Annotated in this window: 18 protein-coding genes and 1 pseudogene; 12 read left to right on the top strand and 7 right to left on the bottom strand. The window is 71.7% G+C overall.

Translation table 11 applies throughout. The annotated features are described in order from the left end of the window. The coding region (locus tag IH45_RS0137215; protein ID WP_050515456.1) for an IucA/IucC family protein at positions 1 to 1,711 on the top strand (1,711 nt) is incomplete at its 5' end. Between the two features lie 41 nt (positions 1,712 to 1,752). Next, a complete protein-coding gene (locus tag IH45_RS0137210) occupies positions 1,753 to 3,726 on the top strand; it encodes an ATP-dependent DNA helicase (protein WP_030679425.1) in 1,974 nt (657 codons plus the stop codon). A gap of 64 nt (positions 3,727 to 3,790) precedes the next feature. On the opposite strand, the gene lexA is transcribed toward IH45_RS0137210, so the two are convergent. Beyond that, complete coding sequence (lexA, locus tag IH45_RS0137205) at positions 3,791 to 4,579, bottom strand: transcriptional repressor LexA (protein WP_030679423.1); 789 nt, start codon at positions 4,577 to 4,579, stop codon at positions 3,791 to 3,793. A 542-nt stretch (positions 4,580 to 5,121) separates the two neighbouring features. Here lexA and nrdR point away from each other — a divergent pair. Both nrdR and IH45_RS0137195 read left to right on the top strand, forming a co-directional pair. Continuing rightward, positions 5,122 to 5,652, top strand: coding sequence for a transcriptional regulator NrdR (gene nrdR, locus IH45_RS0137200; protein WP_030679420.1), 531 nt, complete (start codon positions 5,122 to 5,124; stop codon positions 5,650 to 5,652). A gap of 119 nt (positions 5,653 to 5,771) precedes the next feature. After that, complete coding sequence (locus tag IH45_RS0137195) at positions 5,772 to 8,648, top strand: vitamin B12-dependent ribonucleotide reductase (protein WP_030679415.1); 2,877 nt, start codon at positions 5,772 to 5,774, stop codon at positions 8,646 to 8,648. 141 nt (positions 8,649 to 8,789) lie between these two features. On the opposite strand, the gene IH45_RS0137190 is transcribed toward IH45_RS0137195, so the two are convergent. From IH45_RS0137190 to IH45_RS0137180, 3 genes are all read right to left on the bottom strand, one after another. Then, positions 8,790 to 9,311 carry a TerD family protein gene (locus IH45_RS0137190; protein WP_030679411.1) on the bottom strand — a complete coding sequence of 174 codons (522 nt, stop codon included), beginning with the start codon at positions 9,309 to 9,311 and terminating at the stop codon, positions 8,790 to 8,792. 141 nt (positions 9,312 to 9,452) lie between these two features. Next, positions 9,453 to 9,857 (bottom strand): VOC family protein, encoded by a 405-nt coding sequence (locus IH45_RS0137185; RefSeq protein WP_030679408.1) that lies wholly within the window; start codon positions 9,855 to 9,857, stop codon positions 9,453 to 9,455. Between the two features lie 33 nt (positions 9,858 to 9,890). Beyond that, positions 9,891 to 10,478 (bottom strand): TetR/AcrR family transcriptional regulator, encoded by a 588-nt coding sequence (locus IH45_RS0137180; RefSeq protein WP_030679407.1) that lies wholly within the window; start codon positions 10,476 to 10,478, stop codon positions 9,891 to 9,893. 175 nt (positions 10,479 to 10,653) lie between these two features. Between IH45_RS0137180 and IH45_RS0137175 the strand changes: the two genes are divergently transcribed. Beyond that, positions 10,654 to 12,078, top strand: a complete 1,425-nt coding sequence (locus tag IH45_RS0137175; protein ID WP_030679405.1) for an amidase — start codon at positions 10,654 to 10,656, stop codon at positions 12,076 to 12,078. A 68-nt stretch (positions 12,079 to 12,146) separates the two neighbouring features. After that, positions 12,147 to 12,752: a YdbC family protein gene (locus tag IH45_RS0137170; protein WP_030679403.1), complete on the top strand. Its 606-nt coding sequence runs from the start codon at positions 12,147 to 12,149 to the stop codon at positions 12,750 to 12,752. A 271-nt stretch (positions 12,753 to 13,023) separates the two neighbouring features. On the opposite strand, the gene IH45_RS0137165 is transcribed toward IH45_RS0137170, so the two are convergent. Further along, a complete protein-coding gene (locus IH45_RS0137165; RefSeq protein ID WP_030679395.1) occupies positions 13,024 to 13,713 on the bottom strand; it encodes a TetR/AcrR family transcriptional regulator in 690 nt (229 codons plus the stop codon). 107 nt (positions 13,714 to 13,820) lie between these two features. Between IH45_RS0137165 and abc-f the strand changes: the two genes are divergently transcribed. The 5 genes from abc-f to IH45_RS0137140 all read left to right on the top strand — a co-directional run bounded on the left by abc-f (position 13,821) and on the right by IH45_RS0137140 (position 19,095). Next, on the top strand, positions 13,821 to 15,440 hold the full coding sequence (gene abc-f, locus IH45_RS0137160) for a ribosomal protection-like ABC-F family protein (protein WP_030679392.1): 1,620 nt from the start codon (positions 13,821 to 13,823) through the stop codon (positions 15,438 to 15,440). A 124-nt stretch (positions 15,441 to 15,564) separates the two neighbouring features. Beyond that, positions 15,565 to 16,224 (top strand): histidine phosphatase family protein, encoded by a 660-nt coding sequence (locus tag IH45_RS0137155; protein ID WP_030679389.1) that lies wholly within the window; start codon positions 15,565 to 15,567, stop codon positions 16,222 to 16,224. An 11-nt stretch (positions 16,225 to 16,235) separates the two neighbouring features. Continuing rightward, the gene (locus IH45_RS0137150) at positions 16,236 to 17,141 is read left to right on the top strand and encodes an ADP-ribosylglycohydrolase family protein (RefSeq protein WP_030679387.1); all 906 of its coding nucleotides are present in this window, start codon (positions 16,236 to 16,238) and stop codon (positions 17,139 to 17,141) included. A gap of 529 nt (positions 17,142 to 17,670) precedes the next feature. After that, positions 17,671 to 18,372, top strand: a complete 702-nt coding sequence (locus IH45_RS0137145; RefSeq protein ID WP_030679384.1) for a ribonuclease HII — start codon at positions 17,671 to 17,673, stop codon at positions 18,370 to 18,372. A gap of 66 nt (positions 18,373 to 18,438) precedes the next feature. Further along, positions 18,439 to 19,095 carry a hypothetical protein gene (locus tag IH45_RS0137140; protein WP_030679380.1) on the top strand — a complete coding sequence of 219 codons (657 nt, stop codon included), beginning with the start codon at positions 18,439 to 18,441 and terminating at the stop codon, positions 19,093 to 19,095. Positions 19,096 to 19,572: 477 nt separating this feature from the next. Here IH45_RS0137140 and IH45_RS1000000150395 read toward each other — a convergent pair. Together IH45_RS1000000150395 and IH45_RS0137130 are read right to left on the bottom strand one after the other, a co-directional pair. Beyond that, positions 19,573 to 20,136, bottom strand: a pseudogene (locus tag IH45_RS1000000150395) (hypothetical protein); the annotation flags it as partial. A 233-nt stretch (positions 20,137 to 20,369) separates the two neighbouring features. Then, positions 20,370 to 22,535, bottom strand: a complete 2,166-nt coding sequence (locus tag IH45_RS0137130; protein ID WP_030679373.1) for a RecQ family ATP-dependent DNA helicase — start codon at positions 22,533 to 22,535, stop codon at positions 20,370 to 20,372. A 381-nt stretch (positions 22,536 to 22,916) separates the two neighbouring features. On the opposite strand from IH45_RS0137130, the gene IH45_RS0137125 reads away from it, so the two are divergent. After that, positions 22,917 to 24,180 (top strand): DUF4192 domain-containing protein (locus tag IH45_RS0137125; protein WP_394298737.1); only part of this gene is annotated, 1,264 nt, incomplete at its 3' end.

Here is a 24,180-nt window from a genome sequence, read left to right as displayed (position 1 = left end):
CCCCGGCACCACCGCCTCCGTCCCCCCCGGAGCCCCGGGCGCCCCGCGCCCACCGCACGCCCGCACCACCGACGGTTCCCGCGCCTACCGCCTGCGCCTGACCGAAGACGTCACCTACCGCTTCCGGGCCCGGCGCGGCGCGTACGGACACTGGCGCGTCGATCCCGACTCCATCACCCCCACGGGCGACCCCCTCCACTTCCTCTTCCACGCCCATGACACCGTCCTGGGCCTGTCCGGCGACACCACCGGACACCTCATCCGCGAGCTGACCGCCACCCTCGCCGCCGACGTCCGCCTCGACGCCACGGCCCTGAGCGCCGCGCGGCTCGCCGACCTCGACTACGCCGCCCTGGAAGGCCACCAGACCGGCCACCCCTGGCTCGTCGCCAACAAGGGACGGCTGGGCTTCTCGGCGGCCGACGCCGCCCTCTGGTCACCCGAGGCCCGTACCCCGCAGCGGCTGCCCTGGATCGCCGCGCACCGCCGGCTGGCCGTCTACCGGGGCGTCCCCGCCCTGGCCACGCCCGATCGTCTCTACTCCGATGAACTCACCCCCGAAATCCGCGCCGCCTTCGCCGACACCCTCTGCGCGCAGGGCCTCGACCCCGCCGACTACCTCTTCCTCCCCGTCCACCCCTGGCAGTGGGACGAGACCGTCGCGCCCCTCTTCGCCCCCCAACTCGCCGACAAATCCATCGTCCCACTCCCCACTGACAACGACCTGCGCCTGCCGCAGCAGTCCATCCGCACCTTCCTCAACACCACCCGCCCCCGGGCCCGGACGGTCAAGCTGCCGCTCTCCGTCCTCAACACCCTGGTCTGGCGCGGCCTGCCGACCGAACGCACCATCGCCGCCCCCGCCGTCACCGCCTGGGTCCAGGGCCTGCGCGACGCCGACCCGTACCTGCGCGACGAGACCCGGGTGATCCTGCTCGGCGAGACCGCGTCCGTCACCGTCGAACACCCCCTCTACGACCGGCTGCCCGGCGTCCCGTACCAGTACAAGGAACTGCTGGGCTGCATCTGGCGCGAGCCGGTCAGCCGCCATCTGGACCCGGGGGAGCGGGCCCGCACCCTGGCCGCGCTCCTGCAGACCGACCCGCACGGGCGCGCCTTGACAGCGGAGCTGGTGCACCGCTCCGGCCTGGCCCCCCGCGTCTGGCTGCGCCACCTCTTCGCCGCCCTGCTGCCGCCGCTGCTGCACTTCCTCTACCAGTACGGCACGGTCTTCTCCCCGCACGGCGAGAACGCCATCGTCGTCTTCGACCAGCACGACATCCCCACCCGCCTCGCGGTCAAGGACTTCGTGGACGACGTCAACACCAGCGCCGACCCCCTGCCCGAGCACGCCACCATGCCTGCCGACGTGCGCGCGGTGCTGCTCACCGAACCGCCCGACTTCCTCACCCAGTTCATCCACTCCGGGCTCTTCGTGGGGGTCTTCCGCTATCTGGCGCCCCTGTGCGAACAGCAACTCGCGGTCCCGGAGGTCGAGTTCTGGTCCCTCGTACGGGCGGAGATCCTGCGCCATCAGGGACGCTTCCCGCACCTGAAGAAACGACACGAGACCTTCGACCTGCTCACCCCCCGCATCGCCCGGCTGTGCCTGAACCGCAACCGTCTCCACCTCGACGGATACCGCGACCGGGCGCAGCGCCCGCACGCCGCCGTGCACGGCACCGTGCCCAACCCCCTCCACCACCCGTGACCGAGCAGATTGTCAGTGGGCACGCGTAGGGTGGCAGCGCTATGACGAAGCCCTCCCTCCCCGATCTGCTGCACGCCGCCGTCACCGCTGTCGGCGGCACCGAGCGCCCCGGCCAGATCGCCATGGCCGAAGCCGTCGCCGAAGCAGTGGAAGACCATTCCCACCTGCTCGTACAGGCCGGCACCGGCACCGGAAAGTCGCTCGGCTATCTGGTGCCGGCGCTGGCCCACGGCGACCGTGTGGTGGTGGCCACGGCCACCCTCGCGCTCCAGCGCCAGCTGGTCGAGCGCGACCTGCCGCGTACGGTCGAGGCCCTGCATCCGCAGCTGCGCCGCCGTCCGCAGTTCGCCATGCTCAAGGGCCGCTCCAATTACGTCTGCCTCCACCGCCTGCACGAGGGGGTGCCGCAGGAAGAGGAGGAGGGCCTCTTCGACCCCTTCGAGCACGCGACGCCGACCAGCAAGCTGGGCAAGGACCTGCTGCGCCTGCGCGACTGGGCGGATGAGACCGAGACCGGCGACCGCGACGATCTGACCCCCGGCGTCTCCGACCGCGCCTGGGGGCAGGTCTCGGTCTCCTCACGGGAGTGCCTGGGCGCCTCGAAGTGCGCGTACGGCGCAGAGTGCTTCGCCGAGGCGGCCCGTGAGCGCGCCAAGCTCGCCGACGTGATCGTCACCAACCACGCCCTGCTGGCCATCGACGCCATCGAGGGCGCCCCGGTCCTGCCGCAGCACGACGTACTGATCGTGGACGAGGCCCACGAGCTGGTCTCCCGCGTCACCGGCGTGGCCACCGGGGAACTCACCCCCGGCCAGGTCGACCGGGCCGTCAAGCGCGCTGCCAAGCTGGTCAACGAGAAGGCCGCCGACCAGCTCCAGACCGCCTCGGAGACCTTCGAGCGCCTGATGGAGCTGGCCCTGCCCGGCCGCCTCGAAGAGATCCCCGAGGACCTCGGCTACTGCCTGATGGCGCTGCGTGACGCCGCGCGTACGGTCATCTCCGCCCTCGGCACGACCCGCGACAAGTCCGTCCAGGACGAGGACGCCGTCCGCAAGCAGGCCCTCGCCTCCGTGGAGAACGTCCACGCGGTCGCCGAGCGGATCGCCAACGGCTCCGAGTACGACGTCGTCTGGTACGAGCGCCACGACCGCTTCGGCGCCTCCCTGCGCGTCGCGCCGCTGTCCGTCTCCGGCCTGCTGCGCGAGAAGCTCTTCGCGGACCGCTCCGTCGTCCTCACGTCCGCCACCCTCAAGCTGGGCGGCGACTTCAACGGTGTCGGCGCCTCCCTCGGTCTCGCCCCGGAGGGCACGGAGGGCGAGGACGTCCCCCAGTGGAAGGGCCTGGACGTCGGCTCCCCGTTCGACTACGGCAAGCAGGGCATCCTGTACGTGGCCAAGCACCTCGCCCAGCCCGGCCGCGAGGGCAGCCGTACGGACATGCTCGACGAGCTGGCCGAGCTGATCGAGGCCGCGGGCGGCCGTACGCTCGGCCTGTTCTCCTCCATGCGCGCGGCCCAGGCCGCCGCCGAGAACCTGCGGGGACGCCTGGACATGCCGATCCTCCTCCAGGGCGAGGAGACCCTCGGCGAGCTGATCCGCACCTTCGCGGCGGACGCCCGTACCTGCCTGTTCGGGACGCTCTCCCTGTGGCAGGGCGTCGACGTGCCGGGCCCGAACTGCCAGCTCGTGGTCATGGACCGGGTGCCGTTCCCGCGCCCCGACGACCCCCTGATGAGCGCCCGCCAGAAGGCCGTGGAGGAAGCCGGCGGCAACGGCTTCATGGCGGTCGCGGCGACCCACGCCGCCCTCCTGATGGCTCAGGGCGCGGGCCGTCTCGTACGCGCCACGGGCGACCGCGGCGTCGTCGCCGTCCTGGACCCCCGGGTGGAGCGCGCCCGCTACGGCTCGTTCCTGCGCAGGTCCATGCCCGAATTCTGGTACACCACCGACCGCAACCAGGTCCGCCGCTCCCTGGCCGCCATCGACGCGGCCGCCAAGGCGGCGGAAGAGGCGTAGCACCCCCGGACACCCCAAACCCCGGGACCGGCGCAGTGGTCCCGGGGTTCGGTCGTGGGGTGGGTCAGACGCGCCGGAGCACCGCCACCACCTTGCCGAGGATCGTGGCCTCGTCACCGGGGATGGGCTGGTACGCGGAGTTGTGCGGCAGCAGCCATACGTGGCCGTCCTCGCGCTTGAAGCGCTTGACCGTCGCCTCGCCGTCCAGCATGGCGGCGACGATGTCGCCGTTCTCCGCGACCGGCTGGCGACGCACCGTGACCCAGTCGCCGTCGCAGATCGCGGCCTCCACCATGGAGTCACCGACGACCTTCAGCACGAACAGCTCACCGTCGCCGACCAGCTGCCTCGGCAGCGGGAAGACGTCCTCGACGGACTCCTCGGCGAGGATGGGGCCACCGGCGGCGATCCGGCCGACCAGCGGGACGTACGACGCCGCGGGCTTGCCCGTCGTGTCGGTGGGGGTGTTGCTGGGCTGGTCGGAGCCGCGGACCTCGTACGCCCGGGGGCGGTGCGGGTCGCGGCGCAGAAAGCCCTTGCGCTCCAGAGCCATGAGCTGGTGGGCGACGGACGAGGTGCTGGACAGCCCGACCGCCTGACCGATCTCGCGCATGGACGGCGGATAGCCGCGGCGCTGGACGGAATCCCGGATGACCTCGATGACCCTGCGCTGCCGGTCGGTGAGTCCCGAACTGTCGGCACGGATACCTGGAGGACGGCCGGGCAGCGAGCGGGCAGGCTTTTGCCCCTCGGGGTTCATTGCGTCGTCCATCGGCGGTTTCCGGGTCTGCTCGAATCGGCTCTGGGAGTGGCTCTGGGCGGTGATGGTGGCGCTGTCTGCGGTGGTGGTCACGTCGGCCCCTCTCGGAATGTGCTCCCTAGTTAGCCAACGGTAGTTGCTTTCGAAAGGTTGCGCCAAACACACGTTCGAGTGAAAATTTCCGGATTAGCTGACCTGATCACGGGCTTAGGTGTATAGCCGAAAGGCAATTCGGGTCATTCCGGTAGTCTTCGCCCCGAGCTCATAGCCGGGCACGCGTACCGGCCCGCGGGGTGCGGGCGGGCGCCGCGACCTGCCCGATTCTGTCATCCCCGCCCCGCCCCGTCCGCCCCCGGGTCCCGTCCCGTACGCTCGTCGGCGGCCCCGCGAGCGGCCGCCGAGGCTCCGCCCCGCCGCGACACGCCTGGGGTGTCGATGACCTCCCGACACCACATCTAGTGCTTTGATGACTACAACCGCCTACAAGTTGTGGTGCCGGTGTCTGTCGGGGCTCCGGGGATCGCCTATGCTTGGGGCTGCTCCGAGGGGCCCGTGAGGGCCGCCGGAGGTCATCAGCCGTACGCCGGGACCATGGGCGTACGACCGTAATTTTCGAGGGTGAGGAGGGTGAATTCATGCATTGCCCCTTCTGCAGGCACCCCGACAGCCGGGTGGTCGACAGCCGCACCACCGACGACGGCACCTCGATCCGCCGGCGCCGCCAGTGCCCGGACTGCTCCCGCCGCTTCACGACCATCGAGACCGCGTCACTGATGGTGATCAAGCGGAGCGGGGTCACCGAACCCTTCAGCCGCAACAAGGTCATCGCCGGCGTGCGCAAGGCGTGCCAGGGCCGGCCGGTCACCGAGGACGCCCTCGCCAAGCTGGGACAGCGGGTCGAGGAAGCGGTGCGCGCCACCGGCAGTGCTGAGCTGTCCACCCATGACGTGGGGCTGGCCATACTGGGCCCGCTGCAGGAGCTCGACCTCGTCGCGTACCTGCGCTTCGCGAGCGTCTACCGGGCCTTCGACTCGCTGGAGGACTTCGAGGCGGCCATCGCCGAGCTGCGGGAGCAGCGCGAGCAGGGGCCGCCCGCGCGGGAGTGCGGGTGCGAAGGGGGCGCCGGGCATCCGGCGGTCCCGGTGCCCGCCACCGCCGCCGACTGAGATCGGCACATCACAGACCTGACCAGGGCACGTGCAGGCGCCCTGGTTGCAGACAGAACACACCGTGCCACGGGAAGAAAGTGCGCACATATGGGCGTTTGCCCGTACAGGGAGGCGGAATGACAGAGACGACGAGCGGCCCGGCACGAGGCTCCCGCGCCAAGGGCAGCAAGGCGAGCAAGGGTCTGCGTATCGAGCGCATCCACACCACTCCCGGCGTGCATCCGTACGACGAGGTGACGTGGGAGCGCCGTGACGTCGTCATGACCAACTGGCGCGACGGCTCGGTCAACTTCGAGCAGCGTGGCGTCGAGTTCCCCGAGTTCTGGTCGGTGAACGCGGTCAACATCGTCACGAGCAAGTACTTCCGCGGCGCGGTGGGCTCCGACACCCGGGAGTCGAGCCTGAAGCAGCTGATCGACCGGGTCGTCAAGACCTACACGAAGGCCGGCGAGGACAACGGCTACTTCGCCTCCCCGGCGGACGCCGAGATCTTCGAGCACGAGCTGGCGTACGCCCTGCTCCACCAGGTCTTCAGCTTCAACTCCCCGGTGTGGTTCAACGTCGGCACGAAGCAGCCGCAGCAGGTCAGCGCGTGCTTCATCCTCTCCGTCGACGACTCCATGGACTCGATCCTGGACTGGTACAAGGAAGAGGGGATGATCTTCAAGGGCGGCTCCGGCGCCGGCCTGAACCTCTCCCGCATCCGCTCCTCCAAGGAGCTGCTGTCCTCCGGCGGCAACGCCTCGGGCCCGGTCTCCTTCATGCGCGGCGCCGACGCGTCCGCCGGAACGATCAAGTCGGGCGGCGCCACCCGCCGCGCGGCCAAGATGGTCGTCCTGGACGTGGACCACCCGGACGTCGAGGCCTTCATCGACACCAAGGTGAAGGAGGAGGAGAAGGTCCGCGCGCTGCGCGACGCGGGCTTCGACATGGACCTGGGCGGCGACGACATCACGTCCGTCCAGTACCAGAACGCCAACAACTCGGTCCGCGTGAACGACGAGTTCATGAAGGCCGTCGAGACCGGCTCGAAGTTCGGCCTGCGCGGCCGGATGAACGGCGAGGTCATCGAGGAGATCGACGCCAAGGGCCTGTTCCGCAAGATGGCGGAGGCGGCCTGGGCGTGCGCCGACCCCGGCATCCAGTACGACGACACGATCAACCACTGGCACACCTCGCCGGAGTCGGGCCGGATCACCGCCTCGAACCCGTGCAGCGAGTACATGCACCTGGACAACTCCTCGTGCAACCTGGCCTCGCTGAACCTGATGAAGTTCCTGCGCGACGACGACAAGGGCAACCAGTCGTTCGACGCCGAGCGCTTCGCCAAGGTCGTCGAGCTGGTCATCACCGCGATGGACATCTCCATCTGCTTCGCGGACTTCCCCACCGAGAAGATCGGTGAGACCACCCGCGCCTTCCGCCAGCTGGGCATCGGCTACGCCAACCTCGGCGCCCTGCTGATGGCCACCGGCCACGCGTACGACTCGGACGGCGGCCGCGCCCTGGCCGGTGCCATCACCTCCCTGATGACCGGCACCTCCTACAAGCGCTCCGCCGAGCTGGCCGCGGTAGTCGGCCCGTACGACGGCTACGCCCGCAATGCCGACGCCCACAAGCGCGTCATGAAGCAGCACTCGGACGCCAACGGCGCCGCCAAGCGCATGGACGACCTGGACACCCCGGTCTGGGCCGCGGCCACCGAGGCGTGGCAGGACGTCATCCGCCTCGGCGACAAGAACGGCTTCCGCAACGCGCAGGCCTCCGTGCTGGCCCCCACCGGCACCATCGGCCTGATGATGGACTGCGACACCACGGGCGTCGAGCCGGACCTGGCCCTGGTCAAGTTCAAGAAGCTGGTCGGCGGCGGCTCCATGCAGATCGTGAACAACACGGTCCCCAAGGCGCTCAAGCGGCTCGGCTACCAGCCGGAGCAGGTCGAGGCGATCGTCGCCCACATCGCCGACAACGGCAATGTGATCGACGCCCCCGGTCTGGACCCCGCCCACTACGAGGTCTTCGACTGCGCCATGGGCGAGCGCTCCATCTCGGCCATGGGCCACGTACGGATGATGGCGGCGGCCCAGCCGTTCCTGTCCGGCGCGATCTCCAAGACCGTCAACCTGCCCGAGTCGGCCACCGTCGAGGAGGTCGAGGAGGTCTACTTCGAGGGCTGGAAGCTCGGCCTGAAGGCGCTGGCGATCTACCGCGACAACTGCAAGGTCGGCCAGCCGCTCTCCGCCAAGAAGAAGGAGGAGGAGAAGAAGGCCGAGGACAAGCCGGCCGAGAAGGTCGTCGAGTACCGTCCGGTCCGCAAGCGCCTGCCCAAGGGCCGTCCCGGCATCACCACCTCCTTCACGGTCGGCGGCGCCGAGGGCTACATGACCGCCAACTCCTACCCGGACGACGGTCTGGGCGAGGTCTTCCTGAAGATGTCCAAGCAGGGTTCGACCCTCGCGGGCATGATGGACGCCTTCTCCATCGCCGTCTCGGTGGGCCTCCAGTACGGCGTGCCGCTGGAGACGTACGTCTCGAAGTTCACCAACATGCGCTTCGAGCCGGCCGGCATGACGGACGACCCGGACGTGCGGATGGCGCAGTCGATCGTCGACTACATCTTCCGCCGCCTGGCGCTGGACTTCCTGCCCTTCGAGACCCGCTCCGCGCTCGGCATCCACTCCGTCGAGGAGCGCCAGCGCCACCTGGAGACCGGTTCGTACGAGCCCACCGACGAGGAGCTGGACGTCGAGGGCCTGGCCCAGTCGGCCCCGCGCCAGGAGTCGGTGAAGGAGGCCCCCGCCTCGACGACCGAGATCGTCAAGGAGACCGCGGCCCCGGCTCCCAAGCAGGCCCACACCAACGCGGAACTGGTGGAAATGCAGCTCGGCATCAACGCCGACGCTCCGCTGTGCTTCTCCTGCGGCACGAAGATGCAGCGCGCGGGCAGCTGCTACCTGTGCGAGGGCTGCGGATCGACCAGCGGTTGCAGCTGAATTCCGGCGCTGAATAGGCGCGGAACGCACAGCTGAAAGGAGGCGGAGCCGATATGTCGGCTCCGCCTCCTCCCGTTTGCGGGGACGGGCGATGTCGCACCGGGAATGTTTTTACGGCATTGCCCTGGGCCCGTTGTGCCGTCAGTTGCCCATGACCGTCACGAAGGTTTCCGGGTCGGCGTCGAAGCCCCGTACGTTCGGGTGGAACCGCCATTCTCCCGATGCGTCGCGGTCGAATTCCGCAATCACCGCCGCGGTCGAGCCGGCGACCGCCGAGAAGTCGTCCACGGCCAGTTCGTCGTATCCCTCGTTGACGCGGACGGCGGTGTTCGCGATATCGCCGAACGTCTTGCGCCCGCCGCGCTGTTGAATGGCCACCCCGACGACGACCCGCCCGTACCGCTCGGCCAGCCGGTTCAGTTCCAGCACCATCGCCTCGTCGGTGCCGAGACCCAGGCCGGTCCGGCTGTCCCTGCTGAGGATGATGGTGCCGTCCGGGGAACGGCTGTCGAAGTGCACCAGATAATCCGGTGCGCCGTGCAGTGCGTCCTTTGTGTAGGTCGCGGCGATGATGTCCAGGTCATGCGCTGAAGTGCCCGCGGGGCTGGGGTCCCACTTGAGGGTCACTTCGACTTTGCCGATCCCTTTGTTGAGGCTGCTCACAGAGATCCCTTCCGGTGTTGCAACTCACGGGCTGTGCAAGGCGGACCACCATCGTGTCACGCTCCGCAAGCCCTGCCCCGGGGCCGGGGCGACGCCGTCCCGGTCGGCAGGACTGGTACGCGTACTGCCACTCCGACGTAATCAGTAGGACTGGAGTTCCACCAACGTCCCGTCGGGCGTACGCAGATGGGCCGTACGGAGGTTGGGTCCCCAGTCGGGACGGTCCTGAGGGTGCGCCACGATGCCGGCGCCGTGGGCGGCGAGCTGCCGGGCCGCTTCGTCCACGACGGGGACGCGCAGTACCAGCATGGATGTGTCCTGGGCCGCGGGGCGGGGCGGCAGCGCTTCCGTGCCGACCGTCCGCGCCATGGCCTCGCGCGAGAAGAGGACCAGAACGGCCTGCCCGTCGAGGTCCCAATTGGCGTAACCGGCCTGCGGAATGACCTTGACGGGCTCGATGCCCAGGAGGTCGCGCAGGGCGCCTTCCCAGAAGCGGGCGGCGGTTTCGAAGTCCTCCACCAGGAGGCGCGGATAAAGAGCGTCCATGATCGGCAGATTAGCCCGGGGCCGGGGCGGCGGTCAGGCGGATTCGTCGCCCCAGAGGCGCGTCAGATGACTGTCCAGGGTGTCCAGCGCCGTGTCGGGGGAGAGGTGGCCGATCAGGAGGTGGGTCGTCAGGCCGTCGGTGAGGGCGAGCAGGGTCCGGGCCTCACGCTCCGCGTCCGGGCTCCCGGTGGCCTCGGTGATCAGGCGGGTGAACAGGCCGTGCAGGCCGCTGTAGTTGCCCCGCAGGATCTCGGCGAGCGGCGGGCTGACCGCGGCCTGCGCGACGAAGGCGAGCCAGACGCGGGCCTCGGCACGGTGCTCGGGGCGCAGCAGGGAGATCTCGGTGGTCGCGTGCCCGAGCGCGGTACGGGCCGACTGGGCCGGCGACTCGGTGAGCCGCGCCGTCACCCGTGCCGAGATCCGCGCCCCGATGTGGTCGAGCGCGAAGGCCAGCATCTCCTCCTTGGTGCGGAAGCAGCGCTGGACCGCCCCCATGGACACCTCGGCGCGCGCCGCCACGTCCCGCAGGGTGACGCCCTCCAGGCCGTGTTCGTCGGCGAGGTGACAGACGGCGTCGGCGATCTGCCGGCGGCGGCTCTCGTGGTCCACCTGCTTGGGCATGGGGCGCTCCCGGTATGGCGATGCGTGCGTATCGTGACAAGGGTACGATGTGATGCGCTTGCATCGGAACGGGTGAGCGGCGTGTCCGCGCTCGTCGGGCAGGGGCCGGAGCGGTCCCTGCCGTCCGGATGCGCAGGGGCGAACGGTGACGAGGGTGAAGGAGAAGGAGTACGTGATGGAAGCGGAGCAGGCGCTGTGGAAGATGTCCGCCGGGGCCCAGGCGGCCGCCGTGCGGAGCGGCGAGGTGACCGCCGCGGAGATGGTGGAACAGCACCTGGAGCGCATCGCCGAGATCAATCCGGCCGTCAACGCCGTCACGCAGCTCTTCGCCGACCGGGCGCGTGCGGACGCGGCCGAGGTGGACCGGCGGCGCGCCGCGGGCCAGGACCTGGGCCCGCTCGCCGGAGTGCCCTTCACGGTCAAGGAGACCACCGCCGTGGAGGGCGTGCCGACCACGTACGGCGCCGAGAGCTTCCGCCACCACGTCGCGCACGCCGACGCGCCCCCGGTGGCGCGGCTGCGCGCCGCCGGTGCCGTCCCGATCGGGCACAGCAACATGCCCACCCTCGTCCTCGCGGGCATCCACACCCGCAGCGAGCTGTACGGCGACACCCGCAACCCCTGGTCGCCGGAGGTGACGCCGGGCGGCACCAGCGGGGGCGACGGCGCCGCGGTGGCTGCCGGGATGGCCGCGATCGGACTCGGCAATGACTCCGGCGGATCGGTGCGCATCCCCGCGTCCTTCTGCGGTGTGGCGGGCCTGAAGCCCACATATGGACGATTCCCCGCCGATCACCGGCTCGGCGCGGACGATCCGGCGCTGGCCACCCAGGTGCTGGTGGTCGATGGACCGCTGGCCCGTACGGTCGGCGACCTCCGCCTGGCGTACGAGGCGCTGGCGGGCACCGACCCCCGCGACCCGAGGGCCGTACCGGTTCCCCTGTACGGCGAGCCGGTACCGCGGCCCCTGAAGATCGCGATGGTCACCGATCCGGGCGGCAAGGGAGTCCACCCCTTGGTGCGCAAGGCCGTCGAGGACGCGGCGGACGCGTTGCGCGACGCAGGCCACGAGGTGTGCGAGGTGCCGGACGTGCCGTGCCTGGACGAGGCGCTGGAGGTGTACGGCCGTATGACCATGGCCGAATTCGCCCCCACCTGGCCGGTGGTGCGGACCCTCCTGGGCGAGGGCGGACATCGCTACATCGAGATGTCGATGGAGGCCCAGGACGCCGTACCGGTGGACGTGCCCGCGTATCTGCGTCTGACGAGCGCCCGGCTCGGCATCCGGCGGGCGTGGGCCGAATTCCTGGACACGTACCCGTTGTTGCTGGCGCCGGTCTTCACCGAGCCGCCCTTCGAGCCGGGGCTGGAGGTGCGGGACCGGGAGGCTCACGCGCGCGTCCAGCGGGCGATGCGCCTGTGTACAGCCACGAGCTTCGTGGGTGTACCGGCGGTGGCCGTGCCGACCGGGGTCGCACAGGGGCTCCCGTACGGCGTGCAGCTCATCGGACGCGCCTATCGGGAGGACCTGTGCCTGGAGGCGGCCGAAGCGGTGGAACGGCGGTGCGGGGTGCTCACCCCGATCGACCCGCGCCCGTAGGCACATTCGGCGTGGCGGGTGCGTGACGCGCGGTGATGACGGGCCTGCCCGGGCCGTACGATGGCGCGGTGCTGGTCAAGTGGATTAGATGCACGGTCGTGGACCGCCGGGGGTTCGAACGGGGGCAGCGGAAATGGGCGGGGCTGCTCGGTGAACCGGGTTTCCGGGGCCAGGGCGGCGGATGGAGCCGGACGCGTCCGTCGGTCGCGCATCTGGTCGCCTTCTGGGAGAGCAGGGCGTTCTACGACTCCTTCATGGCGCGCTCGCACGACCGGCTGGCGGCGGCCCAGGTGGGCACGTTCAAGGACTCCCGGGTGCGCCTGTTCGAGTACGAACTCGACGTGAAGGTGGGCTTCCGGCCCGTCTTCGCGGACGCCGACGTCCTGCGCATAGCGCACTGCCAGGTGCGTGCTGACCGGGTCGAGCACTTCATGCTGATGCAGGAGAAGGTGTGGAATCCGGCCATGGCCGGCTCCCCGGGCATGCTGCGCGGCCTGATGGGGCGCGCGCCGGGGGAGGAGTTCCTGATCCTGTCGATGTGGGAGTCGGCGGCCGAGCGGGGGAAGTACCGCCCGGAGCGCGTCGAGCGGCTGGGATTCCGGGCGCAGACGGAGGCCGATGTGCGGGCTGTGACGGGGGACGTGGCCGATCTGGAGCCGTCGTGGACGGTGTGAGGGGGCGTACTGGCCGTATGGCGTGAGGTGCGCGCCATGGGGCACGCCGGCCTCTGCCGATGTGGCACGAACACGCTGGCTTCCAGCCGCGTGGCTTAGCCACGTGGCGCCGGACTCAACCAGCGGGTGGTGCCGCTGGACACCCTTGGACCAGCCCGCGCCACTCCGGCGCTGCCGTGGGGCGTGGCCGGGCGCGCCGGCCCTACGCGTGGCCGGGCGCCCCGTCTCCTGCTCGCTGGTTCCTGTGCCGTTACTGCTGGCTCCTGTGCCGTTACTTGGGTGAGGCGGGCGTGCCGGTCTCGGCTCCCGTCCCGGCGCCCGCGGGGGTGAACACGCCGGCGCGCGCGGCAGCCAGGGCGGCCGCGGCGCTCTGGTCGGCGGTGTGTGCGTCGACCGGCTCACGCGTGATGAAGAGCCGGAGAAAGAGCGGGGCACATGCAGCCCGGACGAGTGCCCCGGCGTCGACATTGTTCTCCGGGGTGGCGGGCAGCTCGCCGCGCTCGACAGCGCGCCGGATCAGGGGCTCGCAGCGCCGGAAACGTTCGGCGTAGAAGGCGTGCAGCGCGTCCGCGGCCTGCTGCGACTGGAACGCGGCCGCGATGATCGCGGAGCCGGAGGCCGCCGTGACCGGATCGGTGAACGACTCCACCACCTCGCGCGCGAGCGTACGCAGATCGCCCGCGAGGGACCCGGTGTCGGGCGGCGTCCAGCTGTCCTCGCCGGCCAGGTCGAGAGTGTCGGCCAGCAGCCCTTCGAGGCCGCCCCAGCGGCGGTAGAGCGTGGTCTTGTGCACGCCCGAGTGCTCTGCGACGTATTCGACGGTCAGGCCGGGATAGCCGTGCTCGGCCAGGCCCGCCAGAACGGCGTCGCGGACGGCGGCGCGGGTGCGGGCGGTGCGCCCGCCCGGCCGACGGGTGCCGGGGCTCGGCGCGGGGGCCTCCGGTGCGTTTTCCTCAGGCAAGTGCAACTCCTGTTGCGTTAGTGCGACGGCGTGTGCCATCATCGTCGTAACGCAACAAGCGTAGCGTTTGAGTTCGCGGTGCGATGCCGCGGAGCCGGGGGGTTCGTATGACCACACAGATTTCGCTCCACGAGGTGTCCAAGTCCTACGGCGACCGGCTCCTGCTGGACGGCGTCTCCCTCTCGATACGCCCCGGCGACCGGGTCGGGGTCGTGGGGGAGAACGGCGCCGGCAAGTCGACGCTGCTGCGCCTCGTCGCGGAGCTGGAGCACCCGGACGACGGCCGGGTGGTGGTCACCGCCGACGGAGGCATCGGCCACCTCGGTCAGGTTCCCGACCTGCCGGGCGACTGCACGGTCCACCAGGCGGTGGACACCGCTCTCGCGGAGCTGCGGGAGATGGAGCGCCGGCTGCGCGCGCTGGAGACGCGACTCGGCGACGGAAGACCGGAAGACCTGGAGGAATACGGCAGGCTGCTCGGCGTCTACGAACTGCGCGGCGGCTACGAGGCAGACGTCCGCGTCGACAAGGCGCTGTATGGCGTGGGTCTGGGCCATGTGGAGCGGAGCCGCCCGTTCGGCAGCCTGTCCGGCGGGGAGCAGGCAAGACTGGGCATCGCCTGCCTGATAGCCGCGTCACCCGAGGTGATGCTGCTCGACGAACCGACCAACCACCTCGACGCGGAGGCGCTGGACTGGCTGGAGACGGCGCTGACGGCCCATCGCGGCACGGTCCTCGCGGTGTCGCACGACCGCCTCTTCCTGCAGCGCGTGGCCGACACGATCGTCGAGGTGGACGCCGACCTCCGGACCGTCGTCCGGTACGGCGGTGGATACGGCACCTTCGTCGCCGCCAAGGCCGCGGCGCGCCGGCGCTGGGAGCAGGAGTACGAGCAGTGGCGCGCCGAGACCGAGCGCCTGAGCGAGTTCGCAACCGGTGCTGCCCACAGCGTCGCCCAAGGCCGGGCGATCAAGGACAACAACAAGATGGCGTACGACCGCGCGGGAGGGCGGGTTCAAGCATCGGTGGCCGGCCGGGTGCGCAACGCACAGGAACGACTGCGGCGGCTCCATGCGGCCCCGGTGCCCCGGCCGCCGGAGCCACTCCGCTTCCGCACCGGACCGACCGCCGGTGACACCAAGGGCACGCTCATCGAGCTGACCGGCATACAGGTGGGGGACCGCCTGGCCGTGGACACACTCTCCGTAGCCACGGGAGAGCGGCTGCTGATCCACGGCGCCAACGGGGCGGGCAAGAGCACGCTGCTACGGGTCATGGCAGGGGTGCAGCAGCCCGACGCGGGCACGGCGGTACGCCGGGGACGCATCGGCTACCTGCCCCAGGAGATACCGGTGTCCCGCCCTCGGGAACGGCTGCTGACGGCCTTCGGCCGGGACCTGCCCGGAGACCCGGAGGAGCTCGCCGAACTTCTCCTCTCGTTCGGCCTGTTCCGGGAGGCCGATCTCCAGGTACCGGTGGGCTCCCTCTCGGCGGGCCAGCGACGCCGACTGGCCCTCGCCCGCCTACTGGCCCGCCCCGCCGACCTCCTGCTCCTCGACGAGCCGACCAACCACCTGGCACTCACCCTCATCGAGGAACTGGACGCGGCACTCGCCGCCTGGCCGGGAGCCCTGGCAGTCGTCTCGCACGACCGACTGCTTGAGCGGCGTTTCCATGGGCGGCGGTGTGAGGTGCGGGTTGGGCGGGTGGTGGGGGGGTGGAAGTGATGGGGGTGGGTTGTAACCGGGTGGGGGCCGGGGACCCCTCTGGGTTTTGTCCATGCCCGCCCGCGGGCGATGACCCGATCCGGGGCATGAGGCATGTACAGAGCAACCGTTTTAGGGTGGCGGCATGGCACGGCCCCGACGCATCGTCCTCATCCGCCACGGAGAATCGGAGGGGAACACCGACGACACGGTCTACGAACGGGAGCCCGACCACGCGCTGAGTCTGACGAAGAACGGGCTGCGGCAGGCCGAGGAGGCCGGGGAATCGCTGCGGGCGATGTTCGGTGACGAGCAGATCTCCGCGTACGTATCGCCGTACCGCCGTACGCACCAGACCTTCCGGGCGTTCGGGCTCGACAAGGACCGGGTCCGGGTCCGCGAGGAACCGCGGCTGCGCGAGCAGGACTGGGGGAACTGGCAGGACCGCGAGGACGTACGCCTGCAGAAGGTGTACCGCGACGCCTACGGCCACTTCTTCTACCGCTTCGCGCAGGGCGAGTCCGGCGCCGATGTGTACGACCGCGTCGGCGCGTTCCTGGAGAGCCTGTGGCGCAGCTTCGAGCACCCGGACCACCCGCCGAACGTTCTGATCGTCACGCACGGCCTGACCATGCGGCTCTTCTGCATGAGGTGGTTCCACTGGACCGTGGCCGAGTTCGAGTCCCTGACCAACCCGGGGAACGCGGAGCGGCGCTCGCTCCTCCTGGGCCCGGACGGCCGATACGCACTGGACCGGCCGTTCGAACGCTGGTGTGAGCCGGAGTCGTACGGCATCACCGGTTAGAGTGCACACCGATGAGCGCCGACCACCGTGACGCAGACCGCTTCGAGCGGGCCCTTGTGAGCCTGCGCGGACTTTCCCTGGGCGATGCCCTCGGCTCCCAGTTCTTCGTTCCCGCCAACTACCCGAACCTCAAGCGCCGCGAGCTGCCGCCCGCACCGTGGCAGTGGACCGACGACACGGAGATGGCCTGCTCGGTCGTGGCCGTACTCGCGGCCCACGGGCGCATCGACCAGGACGCGCTGGCCCGCTCCTTCGCCGATCACCACGATTTCGACCGCGGCTACGGCCCGGCGGTCAACCGCATGCTCCGGCTGGTCCGGGAGGGCGGCGACTGGCGTGAGCTGGCCTCGGCGCTCTTCAACGGGCAGGGCTCCTGGGGCAACGGCGCGGCCATGCGCATCGCCCCCCTCGGCGCCTGGTACGCGGACGACCCCGAGCAGGCGACCCACCAGGCCGAGATCTCGGCCTACACCACTCACCAGCACCGCGAAGCGGTGGTCGGAGCGATGGCGGTGGCCGCCGCGGCCGCCCTGGCCGCCGCTCCGGACCGTACGACCGGCCCGCAAGCGCTGCTGGACGGCGTACTGGAGCTGATCCCGCGCAGCGCCGTACAGGCAGGCCTGCGGCGTGCCCGGGACATGCTCGACTACGGCGACGCGGGCACGGTCGCCGCGGTACTGGGCTGTGGCCGCCGGACCAGCGCCCACGACACCGTCCCCTTCACGTTGTGGGCAGCCGCCCGCCACCTCGACGACTTCGAGCAGGCCTTCTGGGCCACCGCTCAAGCAGGCGGCGACGTGGACACCACCTGCGCCATCGTCGGCGGAATCGTCGCCGCCGGCGGCGCCACTCCGCCCCAGGACTGGCTGGACCGTACGGAAGCACTTCCGAGCTGGATGTCCGGGCTTTCCGGCTGAGGGGCGCGGGCGGCAGCCGGGACGACGGGGCGGCCGGACAACCGGAAGCACCGGGGTCAGGGGCGCGCTGCGAGGCGCACCCCGTACCCGCCCTGGCGAGGTACAGCCCGTCCCCGCCCCGGCGAGATGACCAAGCGGGCTCTCCGCGCCTGTAGTTGATCTACCGCGGAGAGCCGGGGCGCATGAGCGCCGCTATGAGTCCCGGATGCCGGTGACCGGATGCCGGTGACCGGATGCCGGTGATACGCCTGCAAGCGCGCCGCTGCCCCAGCGGCTGGAGGCCGACCCGGCCCGCACGCCGGTCACCCGGGGCCGGAGGCTGACCCAACCCTCACGCCGTCGCACCCCGCACACGCAAAAGCACAGCCCGCGACCCCCGCCCACGCTGGGCCACCCCGCCCGCGCCCCGACCGCAAGCCCCCCGAATCGCCCCCGGCCGTCCCCGGCGCCCCCGCCTCCCGCGGCACCACGAGTCAGGCGGTACCCGGTGCGCACGCCCGCCGCGAATAGGCGTACGCTTGCTGGCGCCATGCCGTACGAGCCCCCAACCCACACCGTCGAGCGATCGCTTCGCGCCACCACGGGCGCCAAGATCATCGCCGGGGTGGACGAAGTCGGGCGCGGCGCCTGGGCCGGCCCGGTCAGCGTCTGCGCAGCCATCACCGGACTGCGCCGCCCGCCGGCCGGACTCACCGATTCCAAGCTGCTGACACCCAAGCGACGCGTCGAACTCGCCGAGGTGCTCGACGGCTGGGTCACGGCGCACGCCCTGGGGCACGCCTCTCCGGAGGAGATCGACGACCTGGGCATGACCGCGGCGCTGCGGCTCGCGGCCGTACGTGCCCTGGAGGCGCTGCCGGTCCGTCCGGACGCGGTGATCCTCGACGGCAAGCACGACTACCTGGGCGGTCCCTGGAAGGTCCGTACGGTCATCAAGGGCGACCAGTCCTGCGTCGCGGTGGCCGCGGCCTCCGTGCTCGCCAAGGTCCGTCGTGACGCGATGATGGGTGAACTGGCCGACGTACACGCCGACTTCGCCTTCGCGGAGAACGCCGGCTACCCGTCGCCGGCGCACCGTGCGGCCCTGGAGGAGTACGGCCCCACGTGTTACCACCGGGTGTCGTGGTCCTACATGGACGCCCTGCCCCGCTGGCGGCACCTGAAGAAGGTACGCAGCACCCCTGAAGCAGCCGCTCTGGAGGCCGGTGGCCAACTCGGCTTCGACTTCTGAGCGGTGCGGGCATCAATTCGGTACCCGATGACGTGTTCCGCACCTACGTTTGATAGACATCCTTTTATGCCTCTCTTCCCCGAGGAGCCTCAGATTCACGAGAGTGTCCCGGGTCCCCGCGCAACTCCGGCCGCCGGCCGCACCGCGTCGACCCCCCGTCCTGTTCCTGGCCCCGGTCCCCGCCCCGCGCCTCCGCGCGGCGCCCCCGCGGCCAGCGCCCGCCCCGGCAAGCCCGGACCCGCCGCGCCGTCCCGTGGACCGGCCGGCGCCCCTCCGGCGCAGCGCCCGGGGCCCAAGCAGCCCGCCGCGACCGCCGGTGCCGCCGGCGCCGCTTCCGGAGTGCAGCTCCAGCTGATCCCGGCCCCGCAGCCCGGCGCGCTCGACGCCGCCGAGGAGGCCGTGGACCTGCTGCTGGACTCCGGACGCGCGCCGGGCGAGATCCTTGTGCTCACCACCGGCGAGATGCACCCCTGGGCCGCACACGAGCTGTCCTTCGGCGAGGCGTCCTACTGGGCGCAGCACGACGCCGCGGACGACGTGTTCTACGCGGACGCCACTGCCGAGCGCGCCACCGGGCGCCCCGTCGTGGTTGTCGCGGTGAACGGCGGCACGGAGGAGACCATCGCCCGCGCCCTGCCCACCGCGATGGCCCGGGCCGGTGCGCTCCTGGTCGTCTGCGGCGACCCGCAGCGCATCAACGCCCTCCTGGGCGTCAGCGCCTGAGGGGCACCGACGGGGGGAGCCCGGCGGCCATGGGCCGGCCGGGCATCTCGCGCCGCGTGCGCGCGGTCAGCGGGCCGCGGTGCGCCGTCGGGAATCCGCCGCCGTGCCATGGTGCGGTGCCGGTCGGCCGTCGCCGTTCGGCTGCTCCGACAGGTGACGTGACGGCGCGGAGTGCGGCTGCGGTGCGGCCGTACGCGTCCGTTCCACGGCGGGGGGCCGTTCCACCGGAGCGCACCGTTCCGGGGGCCCGTACGGTGGCGACGGCACGGGCTGCCGCGATCTGCTGACGAGGTCGGACGCCTCCGGCTGCCCGGCACTGTCGGCCTGTCCGTACGCGTCCCCCTGAGCCAGTCCGGACTCGCCCCCATGAACAGGCCCCGACGCGTCCCGTCGAAGCGGTACCGGCTCGGCCTGCCGGACCGGTCCCGAGGCTTCCCGTCGCTCGGCCGGACCGACCTGTTCCGGTACATGCCGGTGCGGCGGGTCTCCCGTACCACCAAGGCGCTCGGTACGCGCGACCGAGCGCGGGCGTCGGCCTCCGCGCCCTTCGCCCAGCACCTGCCAGCCGCTGCGCGTGAGCGTGATGTACGCGCCGCAGCGCAGGCCGTGCAGGGTGCACGCGTCGCGCAGCCCCCACATCCAGGCCCCGTCCGCCTCCGTCCAACAGGGCTCGCCCTCACGGCAGTAGAGCAGTACGGCCGTACGGACCGGCACCCGTAGTCGCAGGTCGTGGGGGACGACCCGGCGCAGCTGGGCCAGGAGCGCGTTGCGGAACTCCCAGCCGTCCGGGGCGGATGCGTGCTGGACGAACGACGCGCTGGCGGTCACGCGTTCCTCCGGGCCGAGCACCGCCACGACAGCCGTCGACAATCCCGGCAGGTGGCGGTCGTGCAGGCCGGTGACGACCTCTCGCGGGTTGCGCAGCAGGGGGATCCCGGCCGACGCCCACTCGGCGGGCTCCAGCATGCGGCTGAGCCTGGCGGCGGAATCGGCGGAAGTGGGCAGGGACACGTCCGGAGGCTGGGCGAAGCCGAAGGTCACGGTCCTCCCTTCGTCTACGCGTCCACGCGCCGGACGGCGGCCGGCCGCGCGGGCACGGCTCGGTGCCGCCGTACCCGGCCGCGGACGGCCGGTACGGGGAAGCGGGGCCAATTCTCGCGTTCGTACAGGCATGCGGCAATGAAGTGGACGCTCGCACAGTGGGAATCGGGCACCGCGGTTGTGGTATTTCTGCCCGCCGCACCGGCCCCTGACGCCCGACCACCCCCTTCACCTCACCCTTGTACGGCAAGGACCAGCGGAAACACTCCGGCGGCGCCCGCCTTGCGCAGCAGCCGCGCGGCCACGGCCAAGGTCCATCCGGTGTCCGCGTAGTCGTCCACCAGCAGTACCGGCCCGTCAGCCGAGGCCAGAGCTTGTGCCAACTCCGGCGGCACACTCAACGAGCCGTGCAGAGCGCGCAATCGCTGGGCGCTGTTGCTGCGCGGAATCCGGTGATCCGCCTCGTGATCCGCATACGTCACCGTCCCCAGGAACGGCATCCGCCCGACGGCGGCGATGCGCTCTCCCAGGGAACGGACCAGCTGAGGGCGGGTACGGGAATCGAGGGACACCACGCCCACGGGACGTGCCGGGGCGTCCGGCGCCCCCGACGCCCAGCCGCCGGGCCCCTTCGCCCAGTCGGCGAGGACCGTGACGACCGCGGACGCGACATCGTCCGGAATCGATCCGTCCGGAGCCTGCGCGGCGAGCATCGGGCGCAGCCGGTTGCCCCAGCCGATGTCGGAGAGCCGGCCCAGCGCACGCCCGGCGGCCGCCTGCTCGCCCGCCGGAATACGCCCCTTGAGCTCGACGCCGATGGCGGGCAGGCCCGTCGGCCACATGCGCCGCGGCTCCACCTCCACGCCCGGCCGCCCCAGCTCACCGCGGGCCGTGTCCAGCGACGCGGCGGACACCTCGGTGGTGAAGCGTGCGCCCGCGCAGTTGTCGCAGCGGCCGCACGGCGCCGCCGCCTCGTCGTCCAGCTGCCGCCGCAGGAATTCCATCCGGCAGCCGGTCGTCGTGGCGTAGTCCCGCATGGCCTGCTGCTCGGCCTCGCGCTGCCGCGCCACCCAGGCGTAACGCTCGGCGTCGTACGTCCACGGGCGGCCGGTGGCGGTCCAGCCGCCCTTGACCCGGTGCACCGCGCCGTCCACGTCGAGCACCTTCAGCATGGTCTCCAGGCGCGAGCGGCGCAGCTCGACCAGCGGCTCCAGCGCCGGCAGCGACAGCGGCCGGTCCGCGGCCGCCAGGACGTCCAGGGTCCGGCGCACCTGCTCCTCGGGCGGGAAGGCCAGGGACGCGAAGTACTTCCAGATCGCCTCGTCCTCACGGCCGGGCAGCAGCAGCACCTCGGCGTGCTCAACGCCGCGGCCGGCCCGCCCGACCTGCTGGTAGTACGCGATGGGGGAGGACGGCGAGCCGAGGTGCACCACGAACCCGAGGTCGGGCTTGTCGAAGCCCATGCCGAGCGCGGAGGTGGCGACCAGGGCCTTGACGCGGTTGCCGAGCAGGTCGTCCTCGGCCTGCTGGCGGTCCGCGTTCTCGGTCTTGCCGGTGTACGAGGCCACCGGGTGGCCGCGCTGCCGCAGGAAGGCGGTGACCTCCTCGGCCGCGGCGACCGTGAGCGTGTAGATGATCCCCGAGCCCGGCAGCTCGTGCAGATGGTCGGCCAGCCAGGCCAGCCGGTGCGCGGCGTCCGGCAGCGGGAGCACGCCCAGGCTCAGGCTCTCCCGGTCCAGCGGGCCGCGCAGGACGAGCGCCTCGGCGGCGCCCTCGCCCGTACCGAGCTGCTCGGCCACGTCGGCCGTGACCCGCGCGTTGGCCGTCGCGGTCGTGGCGAGCACGGGCACGCCGGGCGGGAGGTCGGCGAGCATCGTGCGCAGCCGCCGGTAGTCGGGTCGGAAGTCGTGGCCCCAGTCGGAAATGCAGTGTGCCTCGTCGACCACGAGCAGACCGGTGGCCGCGGCCAGCTTGGGGAGCACCTGGTCGCGGAAGTCGGGGTTGTTCAGCCGCTCGGGGCTGACGAGCAGCACGTCGACCTCGCCCGCCGCCACCTCGGCCTGGATCGTGTCCCAGTCCTCGGTGTTGGACGAGTTGATCGTGCGCGCCCGGATCCCGGCGCGGGCCGCCGCATCGACCTGGTTGCGCATCAGCGCGAGCAGCGGAGAGACGATCACGGTCGGTCCGGCGCCGCGCTGACGCAGCAGCGCGGTCGCGACGAAGTAGACCGCCGACTTGCCCCAGCCCGTGCGCTGCACCACCAGCGCGCGGCGGTGCTCGGCGACCAGCGCTTCGATCGCCCGCCACTGGTCCTCGCGCAGCCGCGCCGTGCCGCCGGGGTCGCCGACGAGGCGGGAGAGGACGGCATCGGCCGCGGCACGCAGGTCTTCGTTGCTCATGGCTCCATGCAACCCGATGCCACTGACAACGCGCGAACCGCCGCCCGAGCCTGTGGACAACTTCCGTCACCCGGGAGTTATCCACAGGGGTCGCGGCGGTGCGGTGGTTCGCGGGATCTTCGAGCCATGAACCAGCACAGCGAACAGCCCAGTCAGCCCGAACCGTCCCGCCGACCCGGCGGGTCCACCCGGCACACCGGCCGATCCGACAGGCCGCTCCGGCCCGACCACTCCGCTCCCCTCGGGCGGCCCGCCCGCTCCCGTCCGCCCGTACCGGTCAACCCGACCGCCTCGTCCCGCCCGCCCACGCCGCCCCCTCCGGCTTCCCCGCACCCGCCCACGCCCGAGTGCGAAACCGCGGGAGCGATGAGGGAGGCCGACGTGCCCGAAGAGGCCAGGGTCACCCTGCGCGGGCCGGCCGAGCTGGCCGATGCGCTGCCGTATCTGCTGGGCTTCTTCCCGGACGACAGCATCGTCCTCGCCGGCCTGCACGGCGAGCGTGGGCGCTTCGGCAGCCGGGCCCGGCTCGGCATCCCGACCGACCGGTCGCAGTGGCCCTACGTCTCCGACCAGCTGGCCGGCGCGCTCGTCAGCCTCGGCGAGGAGCGGCGCTCCCGCCCCGAAGGCATCATCGTCTACCTCTGCCGGGAACCGGCGGAGGGGGAGAACGGCCGGGATGTCATGGAACGCCTCCGCCCGCTCGCGCAGCGGCTGCGGATCGCCTGCGGCGCCCTGGACGTGCCGGTGCTCGACGCGCTGTGCATCTCCAACGGCCGGTTCTGGTCCTACTGCTGCCCCGATGACCGATGCTGCCCCACCACCGGCACACCCTTGACCCCGCCGGGTACGTCGGTGATGGCCGCCGCCGCTGCTTACGCGGGCATCCAAGTGCGCGGCTCGCTGCGGGAGATGGAGGCCCGGCTCACCGCGCGTACGGGCCCGCGCGCCGTGTCGCAGACATCCGCGTTGGACACGGTGGCGCACCGGCTGGTCCCGCGCATGATCCAGGAGGGGACGGCGGCGTCCGTACGGGCGGAGACCTTGGCGCACGCGCGAGAGCTGATCCGCCGGTTCCGGGAGGACCCGCCCACGGGCAGCAGGCGGGCCAGGGACGCCTGTGACGACGCGCTCGTGTCCGACAGCGAGGCCGCCCGCCTCATCGTCGGCCTCCAGGACCGCATCGCCCGCGACCGTGCGGCGGAGTGGATGGAGGGGCTCGACGCCGAACCCGCACTGCGCCTGTGGCAGGCGCTGTCCCGCCGCTGCGTGGGCGGCTACGCCGAGTACGCCGTGGCGCCGCTGTCGCTGGCAGGCTGGGTCGCCTGGGCCACGGGTGACCAGCCGTCCGCCCGCGTCGCGCTCGGCCGGGCGCTGGATCTCGACCCCGAGTGTCTTTTCGCCCAGTTGCTGCACAGCGGTATCAACCAAGGGCTCGACCCGGAGACGCTGCGACGCTGCCTGCGGGAGGAGCAGGTGGAGCGCGCCGCCCGGGCGGACGCGGCTCCGGTAGGGAAGGTCGCACTGACGTCCGGCGGTAACTCCGTACCGGTGGTTGTGGACGGTCCCGCCCAGGTGCCCGGGGCCCGGCCGGAGCCGGCCCGGTCGGGGGAGGCCGGCCGCGCCGCCGGCCCGGAGCGGCCCGCTG

The sequence above is a fragment of the Streptomyces rimosus subsp. rimosus genome (assembly GCF_000720725.1).
Lineage (GTDB): Bacteria > Actinomycetota > Actinomycetes > Streptomycetales > Streptomycetaceae > Streptomyces > Streptomyces rimosus_A.
Note: the sequence above shows the minus strand (reverse complement) of the source record. Positions and strands in the feature narration are given on the sequence as shown.